Source organism: Bacillus cereus group sp. BfR-BA-01408, from assembly GCF_022663305.1.
Classification (GTDB): domain Bacteria; phylum Bacillota; class Bacilli; order Bacillales; family Bacillaceae_G; genus Bacillus_A; species Bacillus_A pacificus.
This window is the reverse complement of sequence record NZ_JAKUFF010000007.1, coordinates 37,776-63,204: the sequence shown is the minus strand read 5'-3', so window position 1 is coordinate 63,204 and position 25,429 is coordinate 37,776. Positions and strand designations below refer to the sequence as shown.

Here is a 25,429-nt window from a genome sequence, read left to right as displayed (position 1 = left end):
GATGAAAGTATATTCGAAAGATGAAATTGTTGAGCAAGCGAAAGAATTAGCAAAAATGATTTCTGAAACAGAAGAAGTTGATTTCTTTAAGAAAGCAGAGGCGCAAATTCATAAAAATGAAAATGTGAAGCGCGCAATTGATGAAATTAAAGCACTGCAAAAACAAGCAGTAAACTTGCAACATTACGGGAAATGGGAAGCTTTGAAAAAAGTAGAAGCTGAAATTGATGCCCTGCAAGATAAGTTAGATAGTATCCCAGTTGTACAAGAATTTAAATCTTCACAAACATATGTAAATGACTTACTACAGCTAGTTGCAAGTACGATTTCTAACAACGTAACAGATGAAATATTAATTTCAACTAATGGCGATGTATTGAAGGGTGAAACGGGCGCAGCGGTAGAAAGTAAAAAAGGAAATTGTGGTTGTTAAAGAGATGTCGAATTGACATCTCTTTTTTTAGTGGATTAAACGTAAGTTCTTCTCAAAAAAAGAATGACACATTCCGCTATTGTCACGCATATGATTAAGTGAATAGTGATTGAGGAGGGTTACGAATGTCCGAATTTAGAGAGATTATTACAAAAGCAGTGGTTGGAAAAGGACGTAAGTATACAAAGTCAACGCATACATGTGAATCGAATAATGAGCCAACAAGTATTTTAGGGTGCTGGGTAATTAACCACTCGTACGAAGCAAGAAAGAATGGAAAACATGTGGAAATTGAAGGTTTCTACGATGTGAACACTTGGTATTCATTCGATGGCAATACAAAGACAGAAGTTGTAACAGAACGTGTAAACTACACAGATGAAGTAAGCATTGGATATCGTGATAAAAACTTTTCTGGTGATGATTTAGAAATTATTGCTCGTGTCATTCAGCCACCAAATTGTTTAGAAGCTCTTGTATCACCAAATGGTAATAAAATTGTTGTAACGGTAGAACGTGAATTTGTAACAGAAGTAGTTGGCGAAACGAAAATTTGTGTAAGTGTAAACCCTGAAGGTTGTGTAGAATCAGATGATGCTTTCCAAATTGAAGATGATGAGTTTGAAGAGTTAGATCCGAACTTTATCGTTGATGCAGAAGAAGAGTAATAGAAAGCTAGGGAGAAGTTCTTCCTAGCTTTTTACTTTACATAAGTGGTGCTTAGATGAACATGATTGCTAATGAAATGTGCTATAATGAAGAAAGACTCCTGAAATAGGAGATAAGAGTGTCCGTGAAATGTGACATATATGAATATAGATTATTATGTAAGAATTATGGAGGATAAGTATGACGCAATATACGCCTATGATACAGCAATATTTAAAAGTTAAGGCAGACTATCAAGATGCCTTTTTATTTTTCCGCTTAGGTGATTTTTATGAAATGTTCTTTGAGGATGCGGTTAAAGCAGCCCACGAACTTGAAATTACATTAACGAGCCGAGACGGTGGTAGTAGTGAACGTATACCGATGTGTGGTGTACCGTATCATGCGGCTAAAAACTATATTGAACAACTTGTTGAAAAAGGATATAAAGTAGCGGTTTGTGAGCAAGTAGAAGACCCAAAAACAGCTAAAGGTGTAGTGCGCCGTGAAGTCGTACAATTAATTACGCCAGGAACGATGATGGAAGGGCGTACGATTGATGAGAAAGAAAATAACTTTTTAGCCGCGTTAACACATTTTGAAGATGGATCATATGCGTTAGCTTGTAACGATTTAACGACTGGGCAAAATACAGTAACGTTATTGACTGGTTCAGTAGAAGATATTTTATTAGAAGTGTATGCAACTGGTTCGAAAGAAATTGTTGTAGATTCTTCCTTTTCTAAAGATGAACTAAACAAGTTAACTGAAACGTTAAAAATGACGATTTCATATGAAGATGCAACGGCAATTCCTGAAGGATTAGAACATCTTGTGAAAAATGTTTCACAAGCAAAGTTAATTAAAGCAGTTGGGCGCTTATTTAACTATGTAATAAGAACGCAAAAACGTTCATTAGATCATTTGCAGCCTGTGGAAATTTATTATACGAATCAATTTATGAAGATTGATGTGCATTCAAAGCGAAATTTAGAGCTGACAGAAACACTTCGAACGAAAGAAAAAACAGGATCATTATTATGGCTATTAGATAAGACGAAGACTGCTATGGGTGGTCGTATGTTAAAACAGTGGATGGAACGTCCACTTATACAGAAGGAACGAATTGAAGAGCGTTTAGAAATGGTTGAAACGTTTGTAAATGATTACTTCTTGCGTGAAGATTTAAAAGAAAAGTTAAAAGAAGTATATGATTTAGAACGTTTAGCAGGGAAAGTTGCATTTGGTAATGTGAATGCACGGGACTTATTGCAGTTAAGACGCTCGTTACTGCAAGTGCCAGCTATTTTAGAAGCGATTAGTTTGTTAGATAACGCGTATGCAGCGAGATTAATTCAAGGTGCAGATCCATGTGAGAGCTTAACAGAATTACTAGGAAGAAGTATTCAAGAAAATCCACCACTTTCTATTAAAGATGGAGATATTATTAAAGATGGTTATAATGACAAGCTTGATCAATATCGTTACGTGAGTAAAAACGGAAAAACGTGGATTGCTGAGCTTGAAAAACGAGAGCGTGATATTACAGGAATTAAATCGTTAAAAATCGGATACAACCGTATTTTCGGGTACTACATTGAAGTAACGAAAGCAAACCTTGGAGCATTACCAGAAGGCCGCTATGAGCGTAAACAAACGCTTGCTAATGCGGAACGTTTCATTACAGATGAACTAAAAGAAAAAGAAACATTAATCTTAGAAGCAGAAGAAAAAATTGTACAACTAGAATATGATCTATTTACAGCACTTCGTGAAGAAGTAAAAGTATTTATTCCGAAATTACAGCATCTAGCGAAAGTAATCAGTGAATTAGACGTACTGCAAAGTTTTGCGACAGTGAGTGAAGAAGAACAGTTTGTAAAACCTGTACTAACAACGAAGCGCGAAATCTTTATTAAAGATGGTCGTCATCCTGTCGTAGAAAAAGTATTGAACGGGAAATTGTATGTACCGAATGATTGTATTATGCCAGAGAATATGGATGTATTTTTAATTACAGGACCGAACATGTCTGGTAAAAGTACGTATATGAGACAATTAGCACTTGTAACAGTTATGTCGCAAATCGGTTGTTTCGTACCAGCAACAGAAGCAGTATTACCTGTATTTGACCAAATCTTTACGAGAATTGGCGCAGCAGATGATTTAATTTCAGGTCAAAGTACATTTATGGTCGAAATGTTAGAAGCGAAAAATGCCATTGCAAACGCATCAGAAAGAAGTTTAATTTTATTCGATGAAATTGGACGCGGTACATCTACGTATGATGGTATGGCACTTGCACAAGCGATCATTGAACATATTCACGACCAAATTGGTGCAAAAACGTTATTCTCTACACATTATCATGAATTGACAGTGCTAGAAGAAAGTTTGGATCAACTGAAGAATGTACACGTTTCAGCTATTGAAGAGAACGGAAAAGTAGTATTCCTTCATAAAATTCAAGACGGGGCAGCAGATAAAAGTTACGGAATTCACGTTGCGCAACTTGCGGAGCTTCCAGATAGCTTAATTGCTCGTGCGAAAGAAGTGTTAGCGCAATTAGAAGGACAAGAAGAAATTATTATTCCAAAGCGTGTAGAAGTGAAAATGCAAGAGCAAGAAGTAATTCCAGAACCTGTAGTTGTAAAAGAAGCGCCAGTAGAAATAGAAGAAACAAAGGTAGAGAATGAAGAAGAATCACAACTATCATTCTTTGGTGGAGAACAGTCCCCGAAAAAACAAGACAAGCCAGTTCTAGATACAAAAGAAACGGCAGTACTTGCGCAAATTAAAAAAATTGATTTACTTGATATGACACCTTTAGAAGCGATGAATGAACTGTATCGCTTACAGAAAAAGTTAAAGAAAGGATGAGTAAGTAGATGGGGAAAATTCGCAAACTCGATGACCAACTCTCAAACTTAATTGCGGCAGGGGAAGTAGTAGAGCGTCCTGCCTCAGTTGTAAAAGAACTTGTGGAAAATTCTATCGATGCGAATAGTACATCTATTGAAATCCACTTAGAAGAAGCTGGGTTATCGAAAATTCGTATCATTGATAACGGTGATGGTATTGCAGAAGAAGATTGTATTGTCGCTTTTGAACGACATGCGACGAGCAAAATTAAAGATGAAAACGATCTGTTTCGCATAAGAACACTCGGTTTCCGCGGTGAGGCATTGCCGAGTATTGCCTCAGTTAGTGAATTAGAATTAATCACTAGCACAGGTGATGCACCTGGTACGCACCTTATTATTAAAGGTGGAGACATTATAAAGCAGGAGAAAACAGCGAGCCGAAAAGGAACAGATATTACAGTACAAAACTTATTCTTTAATACACCAGCGCGTCTTAAATATATGAAAACCATTCATACAGAGCTTGGTAATATTACAGATATCGTATATCGTATTGCAATGTCACATCCAGAAGTATCGTTAAAGCTATTTCATAATGAAAAGAAATTGCTTCATACATCAGGAAACGGTGATGTAAGACAAGTACTTGCATCGATTTATAGCATTCAAGTTGCGAAGAAGCTTGTTCCAATTGAAGCGGAATCTTTAGATTTCACAATTAAAGGCTATGTAACATTACCAGAAGTAACGAGAGCATCTCGAAATTATATGTCAACGATTGTAAATGGTCGTTACGTTCGAAATTTCGTATTAATGAAAGCTATTCAGCAAGGATACCATACATTATTGCCAGTCGGACGATATCCAATCGGCTTCTTATCGATTGAAATGGATCCAATGCTAGTTGACGTTAACGTACATCCTGCGAAATTAGAAGTTCGTTTTAGTAAAGAACAAGAATTGCTAAAGCTTATCGAAGAAACATTGCAAGCAGCATTCAAAAAAATACAGCTCATTCCAGATGCGGGTGTGACAACGAAGAAAAAAGAAAAAGATGAAAGTGTGCAAGAACAGTTCAAGTTTGAGCATGCGAAGCCGAAGGAGCCATCTATGCCGGAAATTATTTTACCGACAGGCATGGATGAAAAACAAGAAGAACCGCTGGCAGTGAAGCAGCCAGCACAACTGTGGCAACCGCCGAAGCAAGAATGGCAACCACCACAATCGCTCGTAAGGGAAGAACAAAGTTGGCAACCATCTACAAAATCGATAATAGAAGAACCGATTCGAGAAGAGAAATCGTGGGACAGTAACGATGAAGACTTTGAATTAGAGGAATTGGAAGAAGAAGTTCAGGAAATCAAAGAGATCGAAATGAACGGTAATGACTTACCACCACTTTATCCAATTGGACAAATGCATGGAACATATATTTTCGCTCAAAATGATAAAGGCTTATATATGATTGACCAACATGCTGCGCAGGAACGTATTAATTATGAATACTTCCGTGATAAAGTAGGACGAGTAGCACAAGAAGTACAAGAACTACTCGTACCATACCGTATTGATTTATCTCTTACCGAATTTTTACGTGTCGAAGAGCAACTAGAAGAACTAAAAAAAGTTGGACTATTTTTGGAGCAATTCGGTCATCAATCCTTTATCGTCCGCTCACATCCAACGTGGTTCCCAAAAGGACAAGAAACAGAAATTATCGACGAAATGATGGAACAAGTCGTCAAACTAAAAAAAGTTGATATTAAAAAACTACGTGAAGAAGCAGCCATCATGATGAGCTGTAAGGCGTCCATTAAAGCTAATCAATATTTAACAAACGATCAAATATTTGCTTTACTGGAAGAACTTCGTACAACAACAAACCCATACACGTGCCCGCACGGAAGACCAATTCTTGTGCATCATTCTACTTATGAGTTGGAGAAGATGTTTAAGAGGGTTATGTAGGGATACTGTTCATAGAGAAAATGGTCTCTAGTTATTTTAATAAAATATAGAAAGAAATAAAAAGGAGCGATAGTAACAATTCGCTCCTTTTTCATATAATTCTTTTGCAACTATATTTTAAAAATTTATAAACTAGAGATAACCTCAACGTATGTATACTTTATATGTGCGTTCTCAATTTGTTTGTAAGGAAAGAGGTTTTTATTTTACAGATTTATCAGAATTATGTAAAGTATAGATAAAATCATAAAATGGGGTGTTATCTATGTGTACTAGTTTGACATTACAGACAAAAAACGATCAGCATCTTTTTGCAAGAACGATGGACTTCACATTAGATATGAATCAAGAAGTAATAATCATTCCTCGACATTACCAGTGGAATAATATAACGGGTGAAATCATTAATACGAAACATGCTACGGTCGGAATGGGTATTAATCATCAAGGAAGGATCATTATGGCGGACGGAGTAAATGAAGCAGGTATGACATGTGCAACACTCTATTTTCCAGGATTCGCTACTTATAGTCAAAGCATAGATGACAACACAACGAATTTGGCTCCATTTGATTTTGTAACTTGGAGTCTGACACAATTCAATTCTGTCAAAGAGTTAAAGAAATCTGTAGATAGCATTACCTTTTTGGATATACCATTACCGGATTTAGGACTTACGCCACCACTACATTGGATTTTAGCGGATAAATGGGGAGATTGCATTGTACTGGAGCCGACAAGTGAAGGATTAAAATTGTATGATAACCCACTAGGAGTGATGACGAATAGTCCGGAGTTTAATTGGCATTTACAAAATTTAAGACAATACATAGGTCTTAAATCGCAGCCATTCGCGCCAACAGAGTGGAGTAACTTACCATTAAGTGCTTTTGGTCAGGGATCGGGCTCAATGGGACTTCCAGGGGATTTCACTCCACCATCAAGATTTGTGCGGGCAGCATATGGCAAACAAAACATTCAAGGTATAGATAGTGAAGAAGAGGGAGTATCAGCTCTTTTTCATATCTTATCAAATTGCGAGGTTCCTAAAGGTGGAGTAATAACAGAAGAAGGTGCACTAGATAATACCATATATACAAGTGTAATGTGTATGGAGTCCGGAACATATTATTATCATACTTACGATTGTAGACAAATTATAGCCATTCATTTATTTCATGAAAATTTAGATACAGATGAGATTAAAGCCTATCCGTTCCAACGGAAACAAAAAATATTTTATGAAAACTAAGTTGCTTTGAAACAACGTTTAGTAAATTTTTAAATATATATAATAGAACAATAATGGCCTATATAATTCATGGGTGCTTCTTTAACTTTGTGATTCATCATAAATCTACTCCTTTCTCCGATGACTTCAACAAGTAAAGTTTTGCTGGTAGGCTTTATTTATAAATAGTAAAGGACAAAAAAGGTGCGGAAAATATCCATACCTTTTTTGTTCTTCCATTATCTATGTATAAAAAAGCGCTGTATATCAGCACTTTTTAAAAGTACATGAGTTGTATAAGAAAGACTTATATATTACCTATAACTATGCAAGGTCTAATATAGATTCTTATTTGATTAATTGTTATAAGAGCCTATACGCTTATTTATTTTTATTATTATTAATTTTTTCCGTATATAGCACCTGCTCTTTATAATGCTTCTTAATTGGGAAAGTATGTGTACCAGAGCCGTTTTTGAAATTTTTATTGATAGGGTTTTTTAGCGGGATTGTTGTAGTTTCAGTAAATTCATATGGGTAGTTGATTTTAGATTTATCTTCAAACATGAAAATGCCTCCTTTTAGGATTTCCTGAATTCTTTACTATAACATGATATGCATATAGATTTTTTTTGGACTAGTTATTTATATAGGTTAATGGAATTTAATTACGTAACTACTGAAGTGTTCTAAAGGAAAACAATTCGAGAAAGATATTGTATGAATAGCTGCTCGCTATTGTTGTTGTTGTTGTTTAAATTATCATGGTGTATGTGAAATTCTGAAGAGACTTAGTATATATGTCTATCTAACAAGCACTATGTGATGAACTCTTTTATGTTAGGTGAAGTGAATTTTGTATATATATTCGTTATAAATTGTTTTTATAATATGATTCATATAAGTTTTTCCTGATAATATAATGCGGAATATTATAGTGTTATTATGTTATTAGGAACATTTAATGCTGTTTCATAACTGAAAGGGAATTGAAAAAAAACTGAAACTTTTCTCATAAAAATTCAATCTAACTTGAAAAATGAAAGGAAAATGAAATTTTCCAAAAGATATTCTTTGTTAAGATAAAAAGCATACATAAATAAAGTGTTGACATATCTTAAAAATGTATTTTCAAGATATAGTGGGGGAAAAGATGAGAATAGAAAAACAATTAATAAAAAAGATGTATTATGAAACATTTCTAATGGAGAATGTAACAAAATCACCTCTTGACGTACTTGGAGAAGCTTATGTAAACGAAGAAAAAAATGAGGTTTCTGATGGATCTTATATTCGTTTTGCACAAGGTGAATTTTATTATCGCCATCAAGATTTTGAAGCAGCTATTTTTAAATGGGAGAAGGTTAGTAATGAATTAGCACCATGGGCACAAAAAAATATTGCGGATGCTTATTTCGAACTGAATCAATTATCAGTTGCTGAAAATGTTTATACTTCCATTACGACTGATAATAAAATATTGATGACTGAAATTAGATTACAATTACTTTCTCTTTACATAGAGCAAAATAATTTTGACTCAGCTTTCGCTGTTATTAAAGAAGCGGTTTCTTTAAATCCGGATTATCCGAATGTCACAAAAATTGCCCGTTCCTTTTATGAGGAACAACAAGATTTTGATAGTGCAGTAGAGCTTGCTGTGAATGAGTTAATTCGAACAGAATCTTATCCGTGGTTTGAGGTGTTAAAAGGATATATCGATAAAGGATTTACTAAACATATTTCACCAGATTATTTTTATGATGCATTAGTTACATTAAATAATGTAGATCAAGTACAATTTACGCAAATGGTTTCATCACTTTGGAACAGTTATAAAAATGAACAAAATTACTTATTGTGGCTTAACACAATAAATGAATTTTTCTTACATATTGAAATAGAGTCTTCCGATATATGGGACAAAATTTCTTCTCTTTACGAAGAAACATACTTTGCATTAATTCAAGGGAAATATACGCTTAGACAATTACACGATATCATTCCCAATCTTTTAACAAATTGGTTGAAAGTAGTTAATCCATCGTATGCTGTATTTCCATCAGCAGCTGTATTGGCATGGGATGAAATTTTTCCTACCCAAATAGATTCATCAAATATAAAACATGCGGAAAACCTACTGTCATATTCTATGAATCATGTGAATGCTTTAGAGTACAGTCTACATCTTTTTGAATCTATTACACAGTGGGCACAAAAGCACAATATAGAAATAGGTCACCGATTTAGATGGTTAGTTGACGAACTTGCGGATTTAAGAACAAATCGTATTTTAGTAACGGGAACTTCAGGGAACGGAAAAACTACATTTATTAACTCTATATTAGGAGAAAATATAGTAGAAAAATCAATTTCAAATGTAGTAGTTTTAAAAAATAATGCTCATACAGAAATTAACGCCATAACAGACGCTACAATTACAACAACGGAAGATATCTCTGATTACCATAATATGATGTCTCAGCACCATCAAACATATAGAGATAGGGCATGTGTCGAATTTAAATTACCATGCAGATTTTTAAGTGAAAATAAACTTACATTTGTAGTTACACCCGGCTTTAATAGGAATAACGACACTAGGGATGAGGTATTTGAATATCTAAATTCCGTAGATGAATTATTGTTTGTATTGAATGCAGATTCACCTTTTACTGATAAAGAGCGTGATATTCTATTAAACATTCAAGAGCATACACCAAATTTACAAGTGCATTTCTTATTAAATAAAATCGATAACATTTATAGTGAAGCAGAAGTAAAAAGAGTACTACATGATACGGCAACGAGAATAAACACATATTTCCCGCATGCGAGGATTTTCCCTTACTCTTCGTTATATACAAGTAATCAACAATTGAATGAATTAACAGAGTTTATTCATTTTAACTTTAATCATAAAAATATCGATGCAGAACGTACTGAAAAGCTATTATTTTTCATTCGAAAAACAATTACATATCTTTTGGATAAACGAGTTGAGAAAGAAAATAATCTAGTGGATGCTATTAATTGGAATGAAGATATGCTAGTGAAACTAAACGGTAGCATGAATAACCTTACTGCATTTGAGAGGGAAAAAATTCATTTCATTACACAGTCATATCGTACAATGAAAATGGAAATTACGAACGATCTTACTGAAAATATACCGAAGATATTACAGAGTTGTTCTGATTTAATGAGTGAAGACAGTGATTTCGGTCACATGGATACAGAACTAAATAAAGCAATGAACGAAAGAGTGCATAAATATTTAGAACAAACTGTATTACCTAATCTTGCTCTTTCTATGCAAAATTGGATTGCCACTTCTCATAATGAGCTCCTTCAAAGTCAATCGTACTTAGAAGAACTTAGTGAAGGACTTAATTCTTTATTTGGAGAAAATCGAATACAGTTAGAATGTGACTTTAAAGTGCTTGATGACTGGCGCAGAGATACTGACAGAATGACGACTAGAATACAAATGGATGAAGTAAATATTTTACGTCGATTTACGCCAGCACAATTTTTATTGAAAAGTGCCGGTAAATTATTTGGAGTTCTTCCGAAAAACAAAACTATGCTATATAACAAATACAAACAGTATGTAGAAAATGAAGATTATACCGAGGTAACGGATTCTATTATGAAGAAATTTTTCTTGCAATTTGAGCTATTCGAAAACACACAAGAGCGAGATATTCATATATTCTTTAGGAATCCATTTAACTCCTTGAAACAAGCTGTAGAGAATATACAATTAGAAATACAAGAAAAACAAGAGATGTTACATAAAATGAAATCAAACCCTGAAGTTTATCATGATTCCATCATGCTCTTTGAATTGAGATTACGTCAATGTGAAGTGATTTTACATATAGGTGATGATCATGCTTATACAGATGTAAGTTTAGAGACAAGCGTAGAATAAAAATGAAATATATGAAACTGCATCATGTATTATAGGAGAATAAAAGGGAGCAACTATAACGAGTTGCTCCCTTTTCATATTAAGATTATTTTTCAGTCTCTTTAATTTTAGTTTGTACTTCACCAGTTTTAATTTTATTACTTTCTGAGAAACGTAATAAATCGCCTTCAATAATTTTGTCAGACATTCGTAATTCATTTTGTGCACGTTTAATGAGTGCTTCTGCTTCTTCTTTTGGTAAGTCTACAATTTCACCTGTTATGCGGTCATAGAAAGTATTGTTTTTGTATGCATACTTGTCTGTAATGAAGCTACCATCACGTAAAACAACAAAACCGGCATATTCATCCGAAAACATATCATGGCCAAAACGAATATCGTTTGTAGTATCAATTCCTAATAAATTGAGAATAGTAGGTTTCATATCGATTTGTCCCGTAGGCTTTGAAATCGTTCGACCTTCTGTTTGTCCAGGGATATGAATATATAAAGGTGTGTGTTGTAAATTTAAAGTATCAAATTCTGTTATTTGATCTTTTTCTAAAAACTGTGCCATCGCGCGATTATGTTTTTCAGAAATGCCATAATGATCACCATATAAAACAATAATAGAATCATCATACATTCCCTCAGCTTTTAAACGCTCAATAAATTTTTTTATTGATTCGTCTAAGTAACGTGCTGTTACAATATAACGATCAAATACGCCATTACCAGAGTTATATGGTTCAATGAATTGTGTATCTTCATCATACGTAAATGGATAATGGTTCGTTAAAGTAAGAAAACGAGCGTAAAATGGTTGATCAACAGTTTTTAATATATCTACTGATTGATCAAAGTATTCGATATCTTTTAAGCCCCAATTTAAATTTGTTTCGGGCGTAATTTTGTAATCAAGTTCATTATAGTAACGATCATAACCGAGAGCAGAGTACATAATGTTACGATTCCAAAATGTGGCGTTATTCGCATGGAATACAGAAGTGAAATAACCTTGCTGACGTAGAATTTCTGGAGTCGCAGTATAATCGTTGTTACCGTGTGTGAAGAATACAGCTCCTCGATTTAATGGATACAATGACGTATCGATTAGAAATTCAGAATCGGATGTTTTTCCTTGTCCAGTTTGGTGGAAAAAGTTATCAAAGTAATAGCTTTCATTTATGAATTCATTCAAAAATGGTGTAACTTCTTGTCCGTTAACTGTTGCTCCTATTAAAAAGGTTTGCAGGGATTCAAGAGTGACAACAATTACGTTTTTTCCTTTCGCTACACCAAACATATTAGGGTTCGGCTCACTTTGGTTTGCCTTCACGTAGTTTTCAGTTTCTTGTAATTTGCTACTATCAGCAAGTGCCTTTTGTGATCCTGCTTTTACTTGCAGTGTTAAATCATAAACTTGATGCGTGTATAGTCCTAAATTTTTAACAAGCATAACTCGGTCAAATGATCTTGTTAATAGTTCAGGTCGCTCTTTTTCTGCAAGATGTAGATTAGCAAAAAATACACCAATCGTTAAAAGAAAATATAACAAGCGTGCCGGATGAGTTACACGTCCTGTTTGGAAGACTATTGATTTTTTCTTCAATAAAATAAAGAAGAAAATAATGTCTACGAATGCGAGTATAATTTTGTAGTTCAATATTTCTATAATACTGCCGCCTAATTGGCCGAAGTTTGATGTTTGTCCAAGTACTGGTAACGTAACGAAATCGCTATAAAAATCATAGAACATTACATTTCCAACGAGTACGATTGTTAATACGAAGTTGATACATAGCGCGATATAATTTCTTTTTTCACCGGTTGCAAATAATGCTAATCCGACAAAAGCTAGTGATGTAGCGAGTGGACTAATAAACAAAATAAGCTCTTGTGTAGAAGATTCAATTTTTAAATCAAAACTGAACCTTGTAATAAGATATGTTTTTAACCATACTGCTAAAGCAATTATTAAAACAAAGCTTATATTTTGCATTTGTAAATTGATTTTATTTTTCATTTTTACTCCTTTTTTTGCAATTTATTTAACTTGTGTTATATATTATGTTTTTATAACTATTAGAGTATACTGAACCATTTAGTTAATGGTTTCTAAAGGTAATAATATAAAGTATTCACATACGTACAATGAGGAATTTTAAAGCGTAAATCTATTTTTTAGAACAGAGCAGAAAAAGTCATAGTTGTAGTAAAAAATACTTATAGACATCCTAACATATTAAACACTATGATGATGTTACAAAATATCGAACAAATGAAAATGGAAATGAATAGAGGATTTTAAAACTGTTGACATTCAATTTGTGAGAATTGAATGTCAATGGCTATGTTAAATATGTATCTCATAAAACCCTGATTTTTTGTGGGGAAATAGTAAGCTATTACTATGGAAGTTAAAATATTTAATTGCAATCTGAATGAAGGAAATTAAATGTGAGATAAATATTTTCCAACATATAACCCACTTGCAGCAGCTTGAGATAATGAATGAGTGACGCCTGAACAATCCCCAACTAAAAATAGGCCATTTATACTCGTTTCAAAATGATTATTGAGTTTTATCGTAGGAGCATAAAATTTTCCGTCAATTCCATATAATAAAGTATCTGTATCGATTGGTTCTTGGATGAATTGTTCTAATCGTAATAAAAATTCTTTAAGTCCTTCAATATATAATGGAGGAATTTCTGTATTCAAATCTCCATAATCTCCTTGTAGCGTAGGTTGTATACGGTTATATTTCATGTCGTTCGCTATTGTAGGCTGTTTATTTAGTAAGTCCTCTAAGCGCTGTATAACAATCCGATCTCGTCCTTGGTTAATGTTTTTAATAATTGAACTTGCATATACATTTGCTTCTTTGAGAGTTGGAAAATAGCGCGGGATAAATAAAGTGAAGTTTAAGTTAGGTGTACCAGTTCCTTTCTCTCGAAAATTTTGACCGTCAGGCATAACTAAACCTTCTTCGTACTTTCTAATAATGCGTCCTTTTGGATTCATACAGTATGTAGTCGCTGTGAAATCTTCATGCTCATAAGAAAGTTTAGTCTCAAATGTATCTTTTAATATAGAACGTAATTGGTGTTCTTTCATCTCTACCCTGATACCTAAATCTACACGAGTTTGTTCCTGAGAAATATGTAGAGAAGTGCACATCTCCTTTAACCAATCTGCTCCGGAACGCCCAGTTGCAAATACTAGTTGCCTAGATTGAAATGTTCCTTCATTTGTATCTATAGTAAAATGATCTTTCTGTTTCATAATATGTTGTACATCTATATGAAATTGTATATTTATTTTCGTAAGTAAAAATTCGTAGAGTTGCTGAAAAATTTCATTTGAAAGGGTAGTACCAAGATGCCGTACTTCTGTTGTTAGCATTTGTAAACCACACGATGCAGCTCTCTTATTGAGATTTGGATTTTCTGTAGAATATTTTGAAACTGAATTTCCTCCGAACTGACATAGAATTTCATCTACTTCAGCCATAAGTTGTATAAAGCCCTCTTTACCAACTTTTTGCTCAAGTTCTCCACCAAATCCGTTTGTATAATTAAATTTCCCTTCAGATTTTCCTAAACCAGCAAATCCGAAATATTTATCACATGTAGTACAATTACACGCTTTTCCTTCGTCTAAAGGACAATGGCGAGCTCCTAGCGCTTTACCTTTATCAAGAATTAAAACTTTTTTGTTACTTTTAACTAGTGAATAAGCCAGAAAAATGCTACTTACTCCAGCGCCGATAATTGTAACATCATACATATTCTTTCACCTGCTAACGAATAGTTTGTTTTTTATTTTTCTAGTGTATAACAATTTTATGAAGGTAAGAAATAAATTTTATTAATAAAGGGGAGTTTTTGAACTTGATGCTTTTTTAATTTCTTAGAGTGATGAAGTAAATACAAGTGTCTTTATTTAAAAGAAGAAATAGTTTTTAAAGACCACTATATCACATGATAAATAAATTCTTACATACAAAAAAACAGACCTTTTAAGTGAAGAGGTCTGTTAATGATTTTAAATGTTATTTAGCGAAGACGTGGTTACCAATTACTGCTACTGTTTGACGTGTCGTAATCCACTTGTCTGTTGATGTTTTCGGGTTATAGAAATAAAGCCAATCAGAATGTATTCCATTTGTGGAGATAGCCTCTTCTACAGCCATTTTTGCTTCTGCGCTTGCAGGCTGATTAATTCTTCCATCTGTAACAGGAGTAAATGCATATCCGTATTTAATAGGTTCATAAATAACGCCTGTTATTGTATTTGGAAAACCTTTTGCGTTTACACGGTTTAGTATAACTTTAGCTACTGCTACTTTTCCTTTATATGATTCGCCACCTGCTTCAGCGGTAACTAAGCGTGCCATTAAGTCTTTTTCTTTTTCTGAAATACTTGAGTTGATTTTTAAATGTTGTCCTGTATAAAGCTTGTTTTCGATTGTGTTGTTCATTTGTTTTATAGATTGAACGGTAACATTGTAACGCTGTGCTATCGTTTCTAATGAATCTCCCGGTTGTACCTGATAAATAATTTGTCCAGAAATGTTCGCAGGCTTGGCGTTTTGGTGAACAGTGATTTCATTTGAGTTGACGGAACTCGGGATATGTAACTGTTCGCCAATGAAAGTTTGATCGTTTCCTTTATTATTAGCCTGTTTAATGGATTGTATTGAAACTCCGTATTGTTTACTAATGCCCCAAAGTGTATCATTCTTTTTTACTGTATGAATGGTAGAAGCTTCAGCTGTACTGTGACTACATACGAATGTAATTGCAGCTGCAGATAAAGGGATTATATGTTTTATTTTTAATAATTTCATTGTAAATCCTCCTAGGAAAAATAAGGTAAAACGGTTAAGTAATGTAGCTTAAAATGTCTACATATAATATTTCAATGTAAGTATATTAGCACATATAAAATAAATAATCATTATAAGTTTCTTATTTATTTAGTGTAGAGTCCGAATATGAAATATTGCATATGAAAATACATTGAAGTTCATATTGCTGATTACTATAATCTATTTAGTAGAAAGGGAATATGTTATATAAATAAAATCATTATAGATTAATATAGTGATTAATTATTGTTAATAGGAGGATTGATGTAATGAAAATATTTCAAAAAATGTGTACGTCAACTGTAATTATTACAACACTTTTAGGAATAGGAGGCACTGTCAATAGTGTACATGCTGATTCTATAGAACAGCAGAGTAAATTAGGAATAGAACAAGAAACAGATAAGCAAATCATTGTAAAATTTAAAGCGGATTTGAAATTTCCATATGAAGATGGTATTGAAAAACAAATACAATCTCAAACGAACGATAAAGTAATAGAAGATCTTTTGGCAGAATACCCAGATGTAACATTTACTCGTTTATTCACATCTGTAAGCCCGGAACAAATACAAAACCTTGAAGTGAAAGCACCTAATAATGTATCTACAAGTTTATTAAACTACTATATTCTTCAAACTCAACATGGTGGGCAAGAGGAAGAACTAGTAGATAAGTTAAAGACATCTTCTTTAATAGAAGATGTGTATATAAAGAAACAAGAAAAAATAACACCACCGGAAGTACAGCCATTAAGTGTATCGTTTAATCCTAATAACAATCCTAGATATGAAAAACAAGGTTATCTTGAAGCAGCACCATCTGGTATTAATGCGCCTTTCGCCTGGGGAGTCCGAGGCGGTAATGGAAGTGATGTAACCTTTGTTGATATGGAATATGGATGGTTATTAAATCATGAGGATTTAGTACATCAAAATATTGAATTAATGTCTGGAAGAAATATAGATCAACATGTCGGTCATGGGACGTCTGTACTAGGAATTGTATCCTCTGAGGACAATGAAGTTGGGAATATTGGGATTGCGCCAAAAGCGAAAGCAAAGGTGATTTCTCAAATAAGAGATAACGGACAGTATAATACAGCTGATGCAATATTAAGTGCTATAAATCAGTTAGAAGCTGGGGATGTTTTATTATTAGAGGCACAAGCTTCCTTTGATGGGTATGGTGATAAATATTTACCTGTTGAGGTACAACCAGATATCTTTGATGCAATTCGTGCTGGTACAGATAAAGGTGTTGTCATTATAGAAGCTGGAGCGAATGGTTGGAATGATTTAGATCAATTTAAAGATAGAAATGGTAAACAAATTTTAAATCGTAATAGTAAAGATTTTAAAGATTCAGGTGCAATTATGGTAGGAGCGGGCTCTTCATCTTTCCCTCATGAACGTATGTGGTTTTCGAATTATGGAAGCCGTATTGATGTGTATGGTTGGGGAGAAAACGTAGATACAACTACAGCTGAGCAAAGTCGAAGTGCTGTAAATCTTTATACATCTAGCTTTAGTGGCACGTCGAGTGCGTCACCTATTATTGCCGGAGCAGCGACTTTAGTACAAAGCATTGCTAAAGAAAACTTAGGACAACCATATAGACCGAGTGAACTAAGAGCAATATTAAGCAACCAGAATACAGGAACAAAATCTAAAGATCCATATTCAGATAGAATTGGTGTTTTACCAGATTTGAAGTCTATACTAGTAAACTTAGGGTATGGACAAAGAAAACCAAACGGTGGAAATGAGTTACCAGTAACAGAAAATGAACCAAATAATGAACGTATACAGGCAAATAAAGTTAACTTTCATACACCGATGAAAGGGACACTACATAATAGTGATAGAGTAGATGTATTTACTTTCCAAATTGACTCGTCAGAAAATATTACTATTTCTCTATTAAATGAACAAAACATTGGGATGACATGGGTGCTTCATCATGAATCAGATTTAAATAACTATGTAGCATATGGTGAAAACGAAGGAAATGTAGTTAAAGGTACTTATAATGCAAAGCCAGGTAAATATTATTTATACGTCTATAAGTATGAGAATAAAGATGGTTCATATGTATTGAATATAAAGTAAACGAAAGGAACTTCAGGTGAAGTTCCTTTAAATTTTTCTAATTTAGGATATGTGAATGATTTTTTAACTTTACTTCTATGTAATATTTCATATTTATGAAATGTTATTTATTTTTTACTCACCAGATTATATTATATTCAATAAGTTTGATATAAAACAGAAAAAGGAGGAATAATAATGAGCAGTAAGAAATTTATTTTGAAATTATTCATATGTAGTACGATATTTATCACATTTGTATTTGCTTTACATGATAAGCAAGTAGTTGCAACAAGCTCTGTTAATGAGTTTGAAAATTGGTCAAAGTGGATGCAACCTATACCTGATAATATCCCATTAGCACGAATTTCAATTCCAGGAACACATGATAGCGGGACGTTCAAATTACAAAATCCAATAAAGCAAGTATGGGGAATGACGCAAGAATATGATTTTCGTTACCAAATGGATCATGGAGCTCGTATTTTTGATATAAGAGGACGTTTAACAGATGATAATACGATAGTCCTTCATCATGGGCCATTGTATCTTTATGTAACACTGCATGAATTCATAAACGAAGCGAAACAATTTTTAAAAGATAACCCAAGCGAAACGATTATTATGTCTTTAAAAAAAGAGTATGAGGATATGAAAGGAGCAGAAAGTTCCTTTAGTAATACGTTTGAAAAAAGTTATTTTGTGGATCCTATCTTTTTAAAAACAGAAGGAAATATAAAATTGGGAGATGCTCGTGGGAAAATTGTACTACTAAAAAGATATGGTGGTAGTAATGAATCTGGAGGATATAATAATTTCTATTGGCCAGATAATGAGACGTTTACCACAACTGTAAATCAAAATGTACATGTAACAGTACAAGATAAATATAAAGTGAGTTATGATGAGAAAGTAAAATCTATTAAAGATACGATAAATGAAACGATGAACGATAGTGAGGATTTAAATCATCTATATATTAATTTTACAAGCTTGTCTTCTGGTGGTACAGCATGGAATAGTCCATATTACTATGCCTCTTATATAAATCCTGAAATTGCAAACTATATAAAACAAAAGAACCCTACAAGAGTAGGCTGGATTATTCAAGACTATATAAATGAAAAGTGGTCACCACTGCTGTATCAAGAAGTTATAAGAGCGAATAAGTCACTTATAAAAGAATAAAGATGATGAGGATAAGAAGCGATAAAATACGTCGCTTCTTATTGAAAATACAGTGTATCTTGTAAATGGAACAATTTTCGAGTTATCTCAATCGATGTTTCATTATGAAAAGACTAAACTTTTAAATCGAATTAATTTCAAATGAAAATTGGCATAAATAATCCTGGGAAAAAGCAACTGATCATAAGTGTTCAGTTGCTTTTTATTTTTAAAGTGGATGAGCAAAAAAATATAAAAGTGGTTGGTCCGTTTTTTGCAAACATCTATTATGATAAGAGAAGAAAGGTAGTATGTTATCAACGTTTTAAAGAGGAAGTTCTTAATAAAAATAGACTGGCCTTAGAGAGGTGAAAATACAATGAGCTTTGCGATTTCACTAGTCGTTATTATTGTAATTGTATCACTGTTTGGGACCGTGCTAGTTGCACGAAATGTAGAGGAGAATTACGGCAAGTCCACAAAGAGAAATGTGAAAAATTTATCTGCCATCTATATTGTCCTTCTTTTTGTTCTACTGCTAGGGGTAACATGGTATGCGGTAATAATTTGATAGTTTGTAACCGAACTGCAACGAGAGCATGAAGCTGGAATTTCAGAAGCTATCGAGTAATTAGAGACGGAGCTATTTTAATATATCCATTTTTGGATGAGAAAATGTGACTAATTAATACTATTTTTACGGTGAATACTGTTAGTAATAAATTGAGGATAGTTCGTTTTGAAAGGAGGCAACTATATGGAATGGAAACCAAATCGTGCAGATAAGACGCCTGTATATAAACAAATAGCGGGTTATATTGAAAGGGGTATTTCTTCAGGTGAGTTTCCTTCTGACAGTAAGTTACCTTCTGAGCGTATGTTAGCAAAAGAATTACAAGTGAATAGGAGTACGATAGTAGCTGCATATGAAGAATTAAAATCACTTGGAGTAGTAGAACGGCAAAAAGGAAGCGGAACGCGGGTGAATACAGATATATGGGGTGTTTCGCATAAACGAATACCAAACTGGGGTAGGTACGTCGAGGATGGTTCATTCTTACCTAATGTACCACTCGTTCAACAAATTCGAACGGAAACACAAAAAAACGACTTAATTAATTTAGCGAGTGGTGAATTGTCACCAGAATTAATTCCGAGTGATAGATTCCGAACGATTTTGTCGGAGAAAACATTTATGGAAAACCTCGGTTATGACCATCCACTTGGAAATGAAATGTTGAGAAAAACAATTGCAGCACATGTTCAGCAATATAAACAAATTGAAGCAGATTCGAATTCTATCCTTATTACATCTGGAGCACAACAGGCACTTAATCTTATCGTTCAATGCTTATTAAAACCTGGTGATGCGATTGCAATTGAGGACCCTTCGTATTGTTTTTCACTGCCGATATTTAAATCAGCTGGCTTAAAAATATTCCATTTACCTGTTGATCAGCATGGAATGAATCCAGATGACTTAATTGATTTGCATAAAAAGCATCGTATTCGTATGGTATTTTTAAATCCGGATTATCAAAATCCAACTGGAACCGTGCTTTCATTGGCAAGACGTAAAAAGATTTTAGAACTGTCTTCTGAATTTGGCATACCGATTGTAGAAGATGATCCGTATAGTTTAACTTCATTTAATGGTGAAGTGAATCCAACATTAAAATCAATGGATCAAAACGGGAATGTTCTTTATATAAGTTCACTATCAAAAATTGTTGCATCAGGATTACGTATTGGCTGGGTAATTGGCCCTACGCGTGTAATAGAGCGTTTAGCGGATGCGAAGCAGCAAGTTGATTTTGGCCATAGTGTATTTACACAGTGGGTGGCAAATCAATTTTTAGAATCAGAAGATTTTCATGCACATATTACAATGCTTCGTGGACAATTGAAAGAAAGAAGAGATGCGTTAATTAGAAAGCTTAAAGAAATATTAGGGGATCAGGTTGAATTTTTTGTTCCAGAGGGTGGAATACATTTATGGTGCAAAGTGCAAGGAACGTTTGATGAATATCATTTATTAGGCGAATCTATACGAAATGGTGTAGCGTTTGTTCCGGGAAGTGTTTTAGGTACTAAAAGTGAATATATTCGTTTTACTTTTGGGAGAGTGAATATAGAACAAATTCAACTTGGAATTGCACGGTTTGCTGATACGTTAAATGAGATTTCATAACATGGATGTGAGATAGTGAAAAGAGGAGAAGAAATGAAGTACGTGACACTTTTACTTCAAGTATGCGTGATATATATATTTAGCTTAGTTGGTCTATGACTTCTAGTTTTGTAGTTGTTGCAGGAATCACAGGTGCTATTATTGGACCAACAGTACTTAAGTTTTTCCGTATAACGAGTACAATTGGAAAAGGAGTGGGAATGGGCTGCTCATCACATATTATCGGGGTAAGTCGTCTTGTGAAGGAAGGCGAGAAAGAAGCGACGATCGGTTCGGTGACGATGATTGTAACCGGAATACTTATTAGTATAATTATACCGTATGGAACGAAATTTATATTTTAAAATGTAATGGAGATGATGAAAATGACAACATGGTTTATAGTTACATTATTTATTTTTGGTGCGATTAAAGTACTAGTTTCTAGTATGCCGACTTCTGTTGTAGAATCAATTATTAGTAGATTTGAATTGCATCAAAAACTTGAGGAAGAGAATACCACTATATTGATAGACGGAAAAAATATAGAGGGGGAAACGAAACTACAAGTTATTCATGAATTTAACGAAGCTCTATTTTTAGATAAACATTATTTTCCGCCGCACGGGGAAGGAACACCAATCGTTATTAACACGAAGAAAGGGAATAAAGAGGTTCGATTTTCTCTGTATAGTCATGAGGAACATGTTGATGTAATAAAGCAATATAAAAAGAAAATCGTTGCCTATCGTTTGCGTTCAAAACGCCTTCAAAATCCTACATCATTAGCAATAACTGAAGATTATGCTTAAAAAGAGATCGTTATAAAAACGGTCTCTTTATTAAAGTGGGTTATATAATTATTAAATTTTTATTCATATCGTAGTCCATTTGAAAGGGTATCAATAGCTTTCCAATCGTCAACAACAATTTGTTTATTATTTTTATGCATGATATTGTTAGCTATTAGTTTTTCAATGACTCGATTAAGATGACGGGTAGTTGTCCCGATTAATGAGGCTATTTCATGATGATCTTTAGTATGAATTTCGCGCCCAAATAAATTAGATGGATTTCGGGCTGTACATAAATAACTAGCAAAGCGTGTTTCCACAGAAGCTAGTAAATTGATACGTGAAGCTGTTGTGCAGGTTTGTAGTTTATAAGTGACGTGATGAATGAGTTCTTGAAGGAAGATTACATCTTGTAATAAGTAACTTGTTACATAATTTTTATCAATAAAAAGAAAATCCGTCTGTTGTTCGGAGGTTACATGAGATTGTATGTTTACGGACTGAATTAATTCAATATCTCCCATGATAGAAACGGCAGAACAAAATCTTAGTAATAATGCTTTACCTGTAATTACACTTGAAGTTATTTTTGTACGACCTGACATTTGAATATATAGGCCATCAATCATTTCGCCTTCGTGTAGTACAGTTTCTTTCGCTTCATATCTAAGGATCTTAAATGGATGATTGAATTGTTGGAATAGCTTTTTTATGTACTCGTTATTTAAGTAGCTTAATAATAAGGTATTATCTACAATATTTTGCATAATGTTTCTCCTTTTGGGACATCTGTCCTTTCTATTATAAAATAATTCATATACATTAAAAAGAAAGGAGTGATGTATATGAAATTTATTTTTGATATTGATGGTACTATTTGTTTTAAAGGGAACGCAGTAACGAAAGGGATAATTCACGCGCTAGACGTATGTCAAAGTAAAGGGCATGAGGTTATATTTGCATCAGCTAGACCGATTAGGGACTTATTACCGGTGCTACCAAATCATATGCATCATTATTCAATGATTGGTGGGAATGGGGCATTTATTGCAAAGGGAAAGGACACTATTGAAGTTATAACTTTTGATCCAGGAACGGTAAGTGCTATACATTCAATAATAAAGAAACATAGCCTTTCATATTTGATAGATAGTCATTGGAATTATTCTTATACAGGAAGCGAGAATCATCCTATCTACAAAAACATAGATCCTAATCAATTGGCTAATAATGTACATATTGATGAAATTAAGGAAGTAGTTAAGGTGGTATTATTTCCTGACCATGTTCAAAAAGAATATATTATGAATATGTTAACAGAACTTCCTATACGTATTTATGAACATGATAATGAAGGGATCGTGGATATAAGCCCTGAGAATATTGATAAATGGGTAGGGTTACAACGATTGGGTATAAAAGAGAGAGAATTCGTAGTGTTTGGTAATGATTCGAACGATTTATCAATGTTTCTACACGCTAAGGAAAGCATTTGTGTTGGGAGTCATGAAGTATTATTGGGTTATGCATCCACATGTTTAAAAATAGATGAACAAAGTATTGTTAATAAAATAATTGAGTTATCCGAATTATATGCGTAATAAATATATGAAACATAATAAAAAAGAGTACGAAAAGGTTTGCTAGCCTTTTAGTACTCTTTTTTATTAATTATGAAATAATATACTTTCCAAATAAAAGAAAAGAAAATCATATAGCCAAATAAAGAATATGTATGATTCCAATCCAAACTATGAATAAAGAAACCAAATCTTTCAGCAATCTGTTCAAAAATGCTAGCACAAATACCTAGTGAAATAATAAATAGACTTCTAGAAATTGTAGATAATGTTTTGGAAATTTGTATGAAAATCGTCGTTAAAATCGGTAGTACAAACAAAGTAAAACCAATGTTAACTGAAAATATGGATGAGAATGGTCTAACCGGAAAGGAATACATTTGTTTCGCAACAAAGAAAGCATCTAAGCAAGTTCCGATAATAGAAGAGAATAAGATTGTAATAACTAATGCGAAAAGGTTATTCTTCTTCTCGAAGGAGGACGTTTTTCTTTGCAAGAATTGCCAACTCAATTTTTTCGAGTGTTTTACAGTAGTCTTCTGTAATTTGTCCATGTATCCTTTCCTCCTTATCGGTTAAATAATGTATGACTTGCCAGTCGTTAAACCAATCTTCATGTTCTGTTTCTTCATGTTTCATATTTTTCCATACATACATAAGTGCAGGGCTATATATACGGTGGGCATCACTTTTTAATTGGCATTTCTTTATTCTTCGTTTATAAAACTCTCTTGAAAAGGATTCATTCACACTTGAAAATAAATGTGGCCAATAATCTTTTCGTGATCCAGTATGTGGATGAGTGTCAGCCCATTGTAGTATACGAGCTAAAACGTGTTCATCATGAAACAATAATGTATATAATCGTTTTCCGAGCAAAATTCGTTCGTGTAAGGAAGTGAAATGTTTCATTGTATCACCAATTAATATTGTTTTTTGTACAGTATTTTCTTCAGAGAAAGGGAAGAGAATATGATTAAATTGAAAGAAATCAAAAAGTTTAAATCCAATACTATTTAGTACATTTTTTTTGAAGTATTTATTTTGAATCACTCTTTTTTCTAAGTAGTTTTGTTCATTAATAATAGTCGCAATCGTTAATATTTGTTTGTTTCCAGTTTTCCAAAAAAAGTTCCACATCGTTTCCATAAATGTTGACACATTGAGGTGAGGGAGGAGATGAAAAAGATTTTTATTTTTTTTAACACTCTGTTCATATAATAAAAATTGTGGATACACATCTTGAAAGATAAGCCAATTACCCCGTTCTAAAAAAGAAAAGAAAGTAAATTGATCGTTATTAGATAACAATTTCGTATATAAATCCCCCTTTAAATCGGTCATATTCCAACCGCCGTTCCGCGATACCATATGTCCAAGTAATGCCCAATGTATTTCAGGATATCTTTTGTAAAATTGATAGTAAGCACGAGTTCTTGTAACATTATTTTGATTCAATAATTTTGTTCTTTCTTTAATTGTATGTATGAATACTTTTTCTTCGTTCGAAAGGGGAGAAAGGAAGTTATTTACGTTGATGCATTTTTGTTTTAGCTCGTTTTTTATTGAGAAGAGGGATAGAGGAATGTTTTTGGAAAGTTTATGATTTGGATTTTCGTGTTGCATGTAAATCCCTCCTATTCAAGTCTGTTATCATAAATATATTAGTAACTACTTACATAAATGATATGT

19 protein-coding genes and 2 pseudogenes are annotated in these 25,429 nt (G+C 33.3%); 14 read left to right on the top strand and 7 right to left on the bottom strand.

Annotated features, from left to right (window positions below):
* Position 1 precedes the first annotated feature (1 nt).
* The 5 genes from MR083_RS06105 to MR083_RS06085 all read left to right on the top strand — a co-directional run bounded on the left by MR083_RS06105 (position 2) and on the right by MR083_RS06085 (position 7,165).
* On the top strand, positions 2–433 hold the full coding sequence (locus tag MR083_RS06105) for a YlbF/YmcA family competence regulator (protein ID WP_000870462.1): 432 nt from the start codon (positions 2–4) through the stop codon (positions 431–433).
* A gap of 125 nt (positions 434–558) precedes the next feature.
* Positions 559–1,101: an outer spore coat protein CotE gene (gene cotE, locus MR083_RS06100; RefSeq protein ID WP_001288798.1), complete on the top strand. Its 543-nt coding sequence runs from the start codon at positions 559–561 to the stop codon at positions 1,099–1,101.
* A 181-nt stretch (positions 1,102–1,282) separates the two neighbouring features.
* Positions 1,283–3,961 (top strand): DNA mismatch repair protein MutS, encoded by a 2,679-nt coding sequence (mutS, locus tag MR083_RS06095; RefSeq protein ID WP_000196017.1) that lies wholly within the window; start codon positions 1,283–1,285, stop codon positions 3,959–3,961.
* Positions 3,962–3,969: 8 nt separating this feature from the next.
* On the top strand, positions 3,970–5,913 hold the full coding sequence (mutL, locus tag MR083_RS06090; protein WP_000516452.1) for a DNA mismatch repair endonuclease MutL: 1,944 nt from the start codon (positions 3,970–3,972) through the stop codon (positions 5,911–5,913).
* Positions 5,914–6,178: 265 nt separating this feature from the next.
* Positions 6,179–7,165, top strand: a complete 987-nt coding sequence (locus MR083_RS06085) for a choloylglycine hydrolase family protein (RefSeq protein ID WP_000337584.1) — start codon at positions 6,179–6,181, stop codon at positions 7,163–7,165.
* Between the two features lie 360 nt (positions 7,166–7,525).
* Here MR083_RS06085 and MR083_RS06080 read toward each other — a convergent pair whose 3' ends face one another.
* A complete protein-coding gene (locus MR083_RS06080) occupies positions 7,526–7,711 on the bottom strand; it encodes a hypothetical protein (RefSeq protein ID WP_000461128.1) in 186 nt (61 codons plus the stop codon).
* Positions 7,712–8,267: 556 nt separating this feature from the next.
* Here MR083_RS06080 and MR083_RS06075 point away from each other — a divergent pair.
* Positions 8,268–11,081 carry a dynamin family protein gene (locus tag MR083_RS06075; RefSeq protein ID WP_116733333.1) on the top strand — a complete coding sequence of 938 codons (2,814 nt, stop codon included), beginning with the start codon at positions 8,268–8,270 and terminating at the stop codon, positions 11,079–11,081.
* 85 nt (positions 11,082–11,166) lie between these two features.
* Here the strand turns inward: MR083_RS06075 and MR083_RS06070 are convergent, their stop codons facing one another.
* From MR083_RS06070 to MR083_RS06060, 3 genes are all read right to left on the bottom strand, one after another.
* Entirely contained in the window at positions 11,167–13,086 is a 1,920-nt protein-coding gene (locus tag MR083_RS06070; RefSeq protein WP_242268733.1) for an LTA synthase family protein, read from the bottom strand.
* Positions 13,087–13,514: 428 nt separating this feature from the next.
* Positions 13,515–14,852 (bottom strand): NAD(P)/FAD-dependent oxidoreductase, encoded by a 1,338-nt coding sequence (locus MR083_RS06065; protein ID WP_000272375.1) that lies wholly within the window; start codon positions 14,850–14,852, stop codon positions 13,515–13,517.
* Positions 14,853–15,117: 265 nt separating this feature from the next.
* On the bottom strand, positions 15,118–15,915 hold the full coding sequence (locus MR083_RS06060; protein ID WP_000770999.1) for a cell wall hydrolase: 798 nt from the start codon (positions 15,913–15,915) through the stop codon (positions 15,118–15,120).
* A gap of 290 nt (positions 15,916–16,205) precedes the next feature.
* On the opposite strand from MR083_RS06060, the gene MR083_RS06055 reads away from it, so the two are divergent.
* The 7 genes and pseudogenes from MR083_RS06055 to MR083_RS06020 all read left to right on the top strand — a co-directional run bounded on the left by MR083_RS06055 (position 16,206) and on the right by MR083_RS06020 (position 22,175).
* A complete protein-coding gene (locus MR083_RS06055; RefSeq protein ID WP_046647921.1) occupies positions 16,206–18,047 on the top strand; it encodes a S8 family peptidase in 1,842 nt (613 codons plus the stop codon).
* A 177-nt stretch (positions 18,048–18,224) separates the two neighbouring features.
* The gene (gene plcA / locus MR083_RS06050) at positions 18,225–19,214 is read left to right on the top strand and encodes a phosphatidylinositol diacylglycerol-lyase (protein ID WP_000095609.1); all 990 of its coding nucleotides are present in this window, start codon (positions 18,225–18,227) and stop codon (positions 19,212–19,214) included.
* Positions 19,215–19,245: 31 nt separating this feature from the next.
* Positions 19,246–19,359: pseudogene (locus MR083_RS06045) on the top strand (GntR family transcriptional regulator); the annotation flags it as partial.
* 213 nt (positions 19,360–19,572) lie between these two features.
* Entirely contained in the window at positions 19,573–19,764 is a 192-nt protein-coding gene (locus MR083_RS06040; RefSeq protein ID WP_000006463.1) for a hypothetical protein, read from the top strand.
* Between the two features lie 186 nt (positions 19,765–19,950).
* Positions 19,951–21,384 carry a MocR-like pyridoxine biosynthesis transcription factor PdxR gene (gene pdxR / locus MR083_RS06035; protein WP_000454988.1) on the top strand — a complete coding sequence of 478 codons (1,434 nt, stop codon included), beginning with the start codon at positions 19,951–19,953 and terminating at the stop codon, positions 21,382–21,384.
* Between the two features lie 92 nt (positions 21,385–21,476).
* Positions 21,477–21,728 (top strand): annotated as a pseudogene (locus tag MR083_RS06025) (LrgB family protein); the annotation flags it as partial.
* 21 nt (positions 21,729–21,749) lie between these two features.
* Positions 21,750–22,175, top strand: a complete 426-nt coding sequence (locus MR083_RS06020) for a YfmQ family protein (protein ID WP_000214612.1) — start codon at positions 21,750–21,752, stop codon at positions 22,173–22,175.
* 59 nt (positions 22,176–22,234) lie between these two features.
* Here MR083_RS06020 and MR083_RS06015 read toward each other — a convergent pair whose 3' ends face one another.
* Positions 22,235–22,924 (bottom strand): Crp/Fnr family transcriptional regulator, encoded by a 690-nt coding sequence (locus tag MR083_RS06015; RefSeq protein ID WP_001179788.1) that lies wholly within the window; start codon positions 22,922–22,924, stop codon positions 22,235–22,237.
* Positions 22,925–23,002: 78 nt separating this feature from the next.
* Between MR083_RS06015 and MR083_RS06010 the strand changes: the two genes are divergently transcribed.
* Complete coding sequence (locus tag MR083_RS06010; protein WP_000668600.1) at positions 23,003–23,758, top strand: HAD-IIB family hydrolase; 756 nt, start codon at positions 23,003–23,005, stop codon at positions 23,756–23,758.
* A 50-nt stretch (positions 23,759–23,808) separates the two neighbouring features.
* Here MR083_RS06010 and MR083_RS06005 read toward each other — a convergent pair whose 3' ends face one another.
* Positions 23,809–24,234 (bottom strand): CBO0543 family protein, encoded by a 426-nt coding sequence (locus tag MR083_RS06005; protein WP_001189175.1) that lies wholly within the window; start codon positions 24,232–24,234, stop codon positions 23,809–23,811.
* Complete coding sequence (locus MR083_RS06000; protein ID WP_242268731.1) at positions 24,197–25,363, bottom strand: DUF2515 domain-containing protein; 1,167 nt, start codon at positions 25,361–25,363, stop codon at positions 24,197–24,199. Before MR083_RS06000 ends, MR083_RS06005 begins: the two co-directional genes overlap by 38 nt.
* Positions 25,364–25,429: the final 66 nt, after the last annotated feature.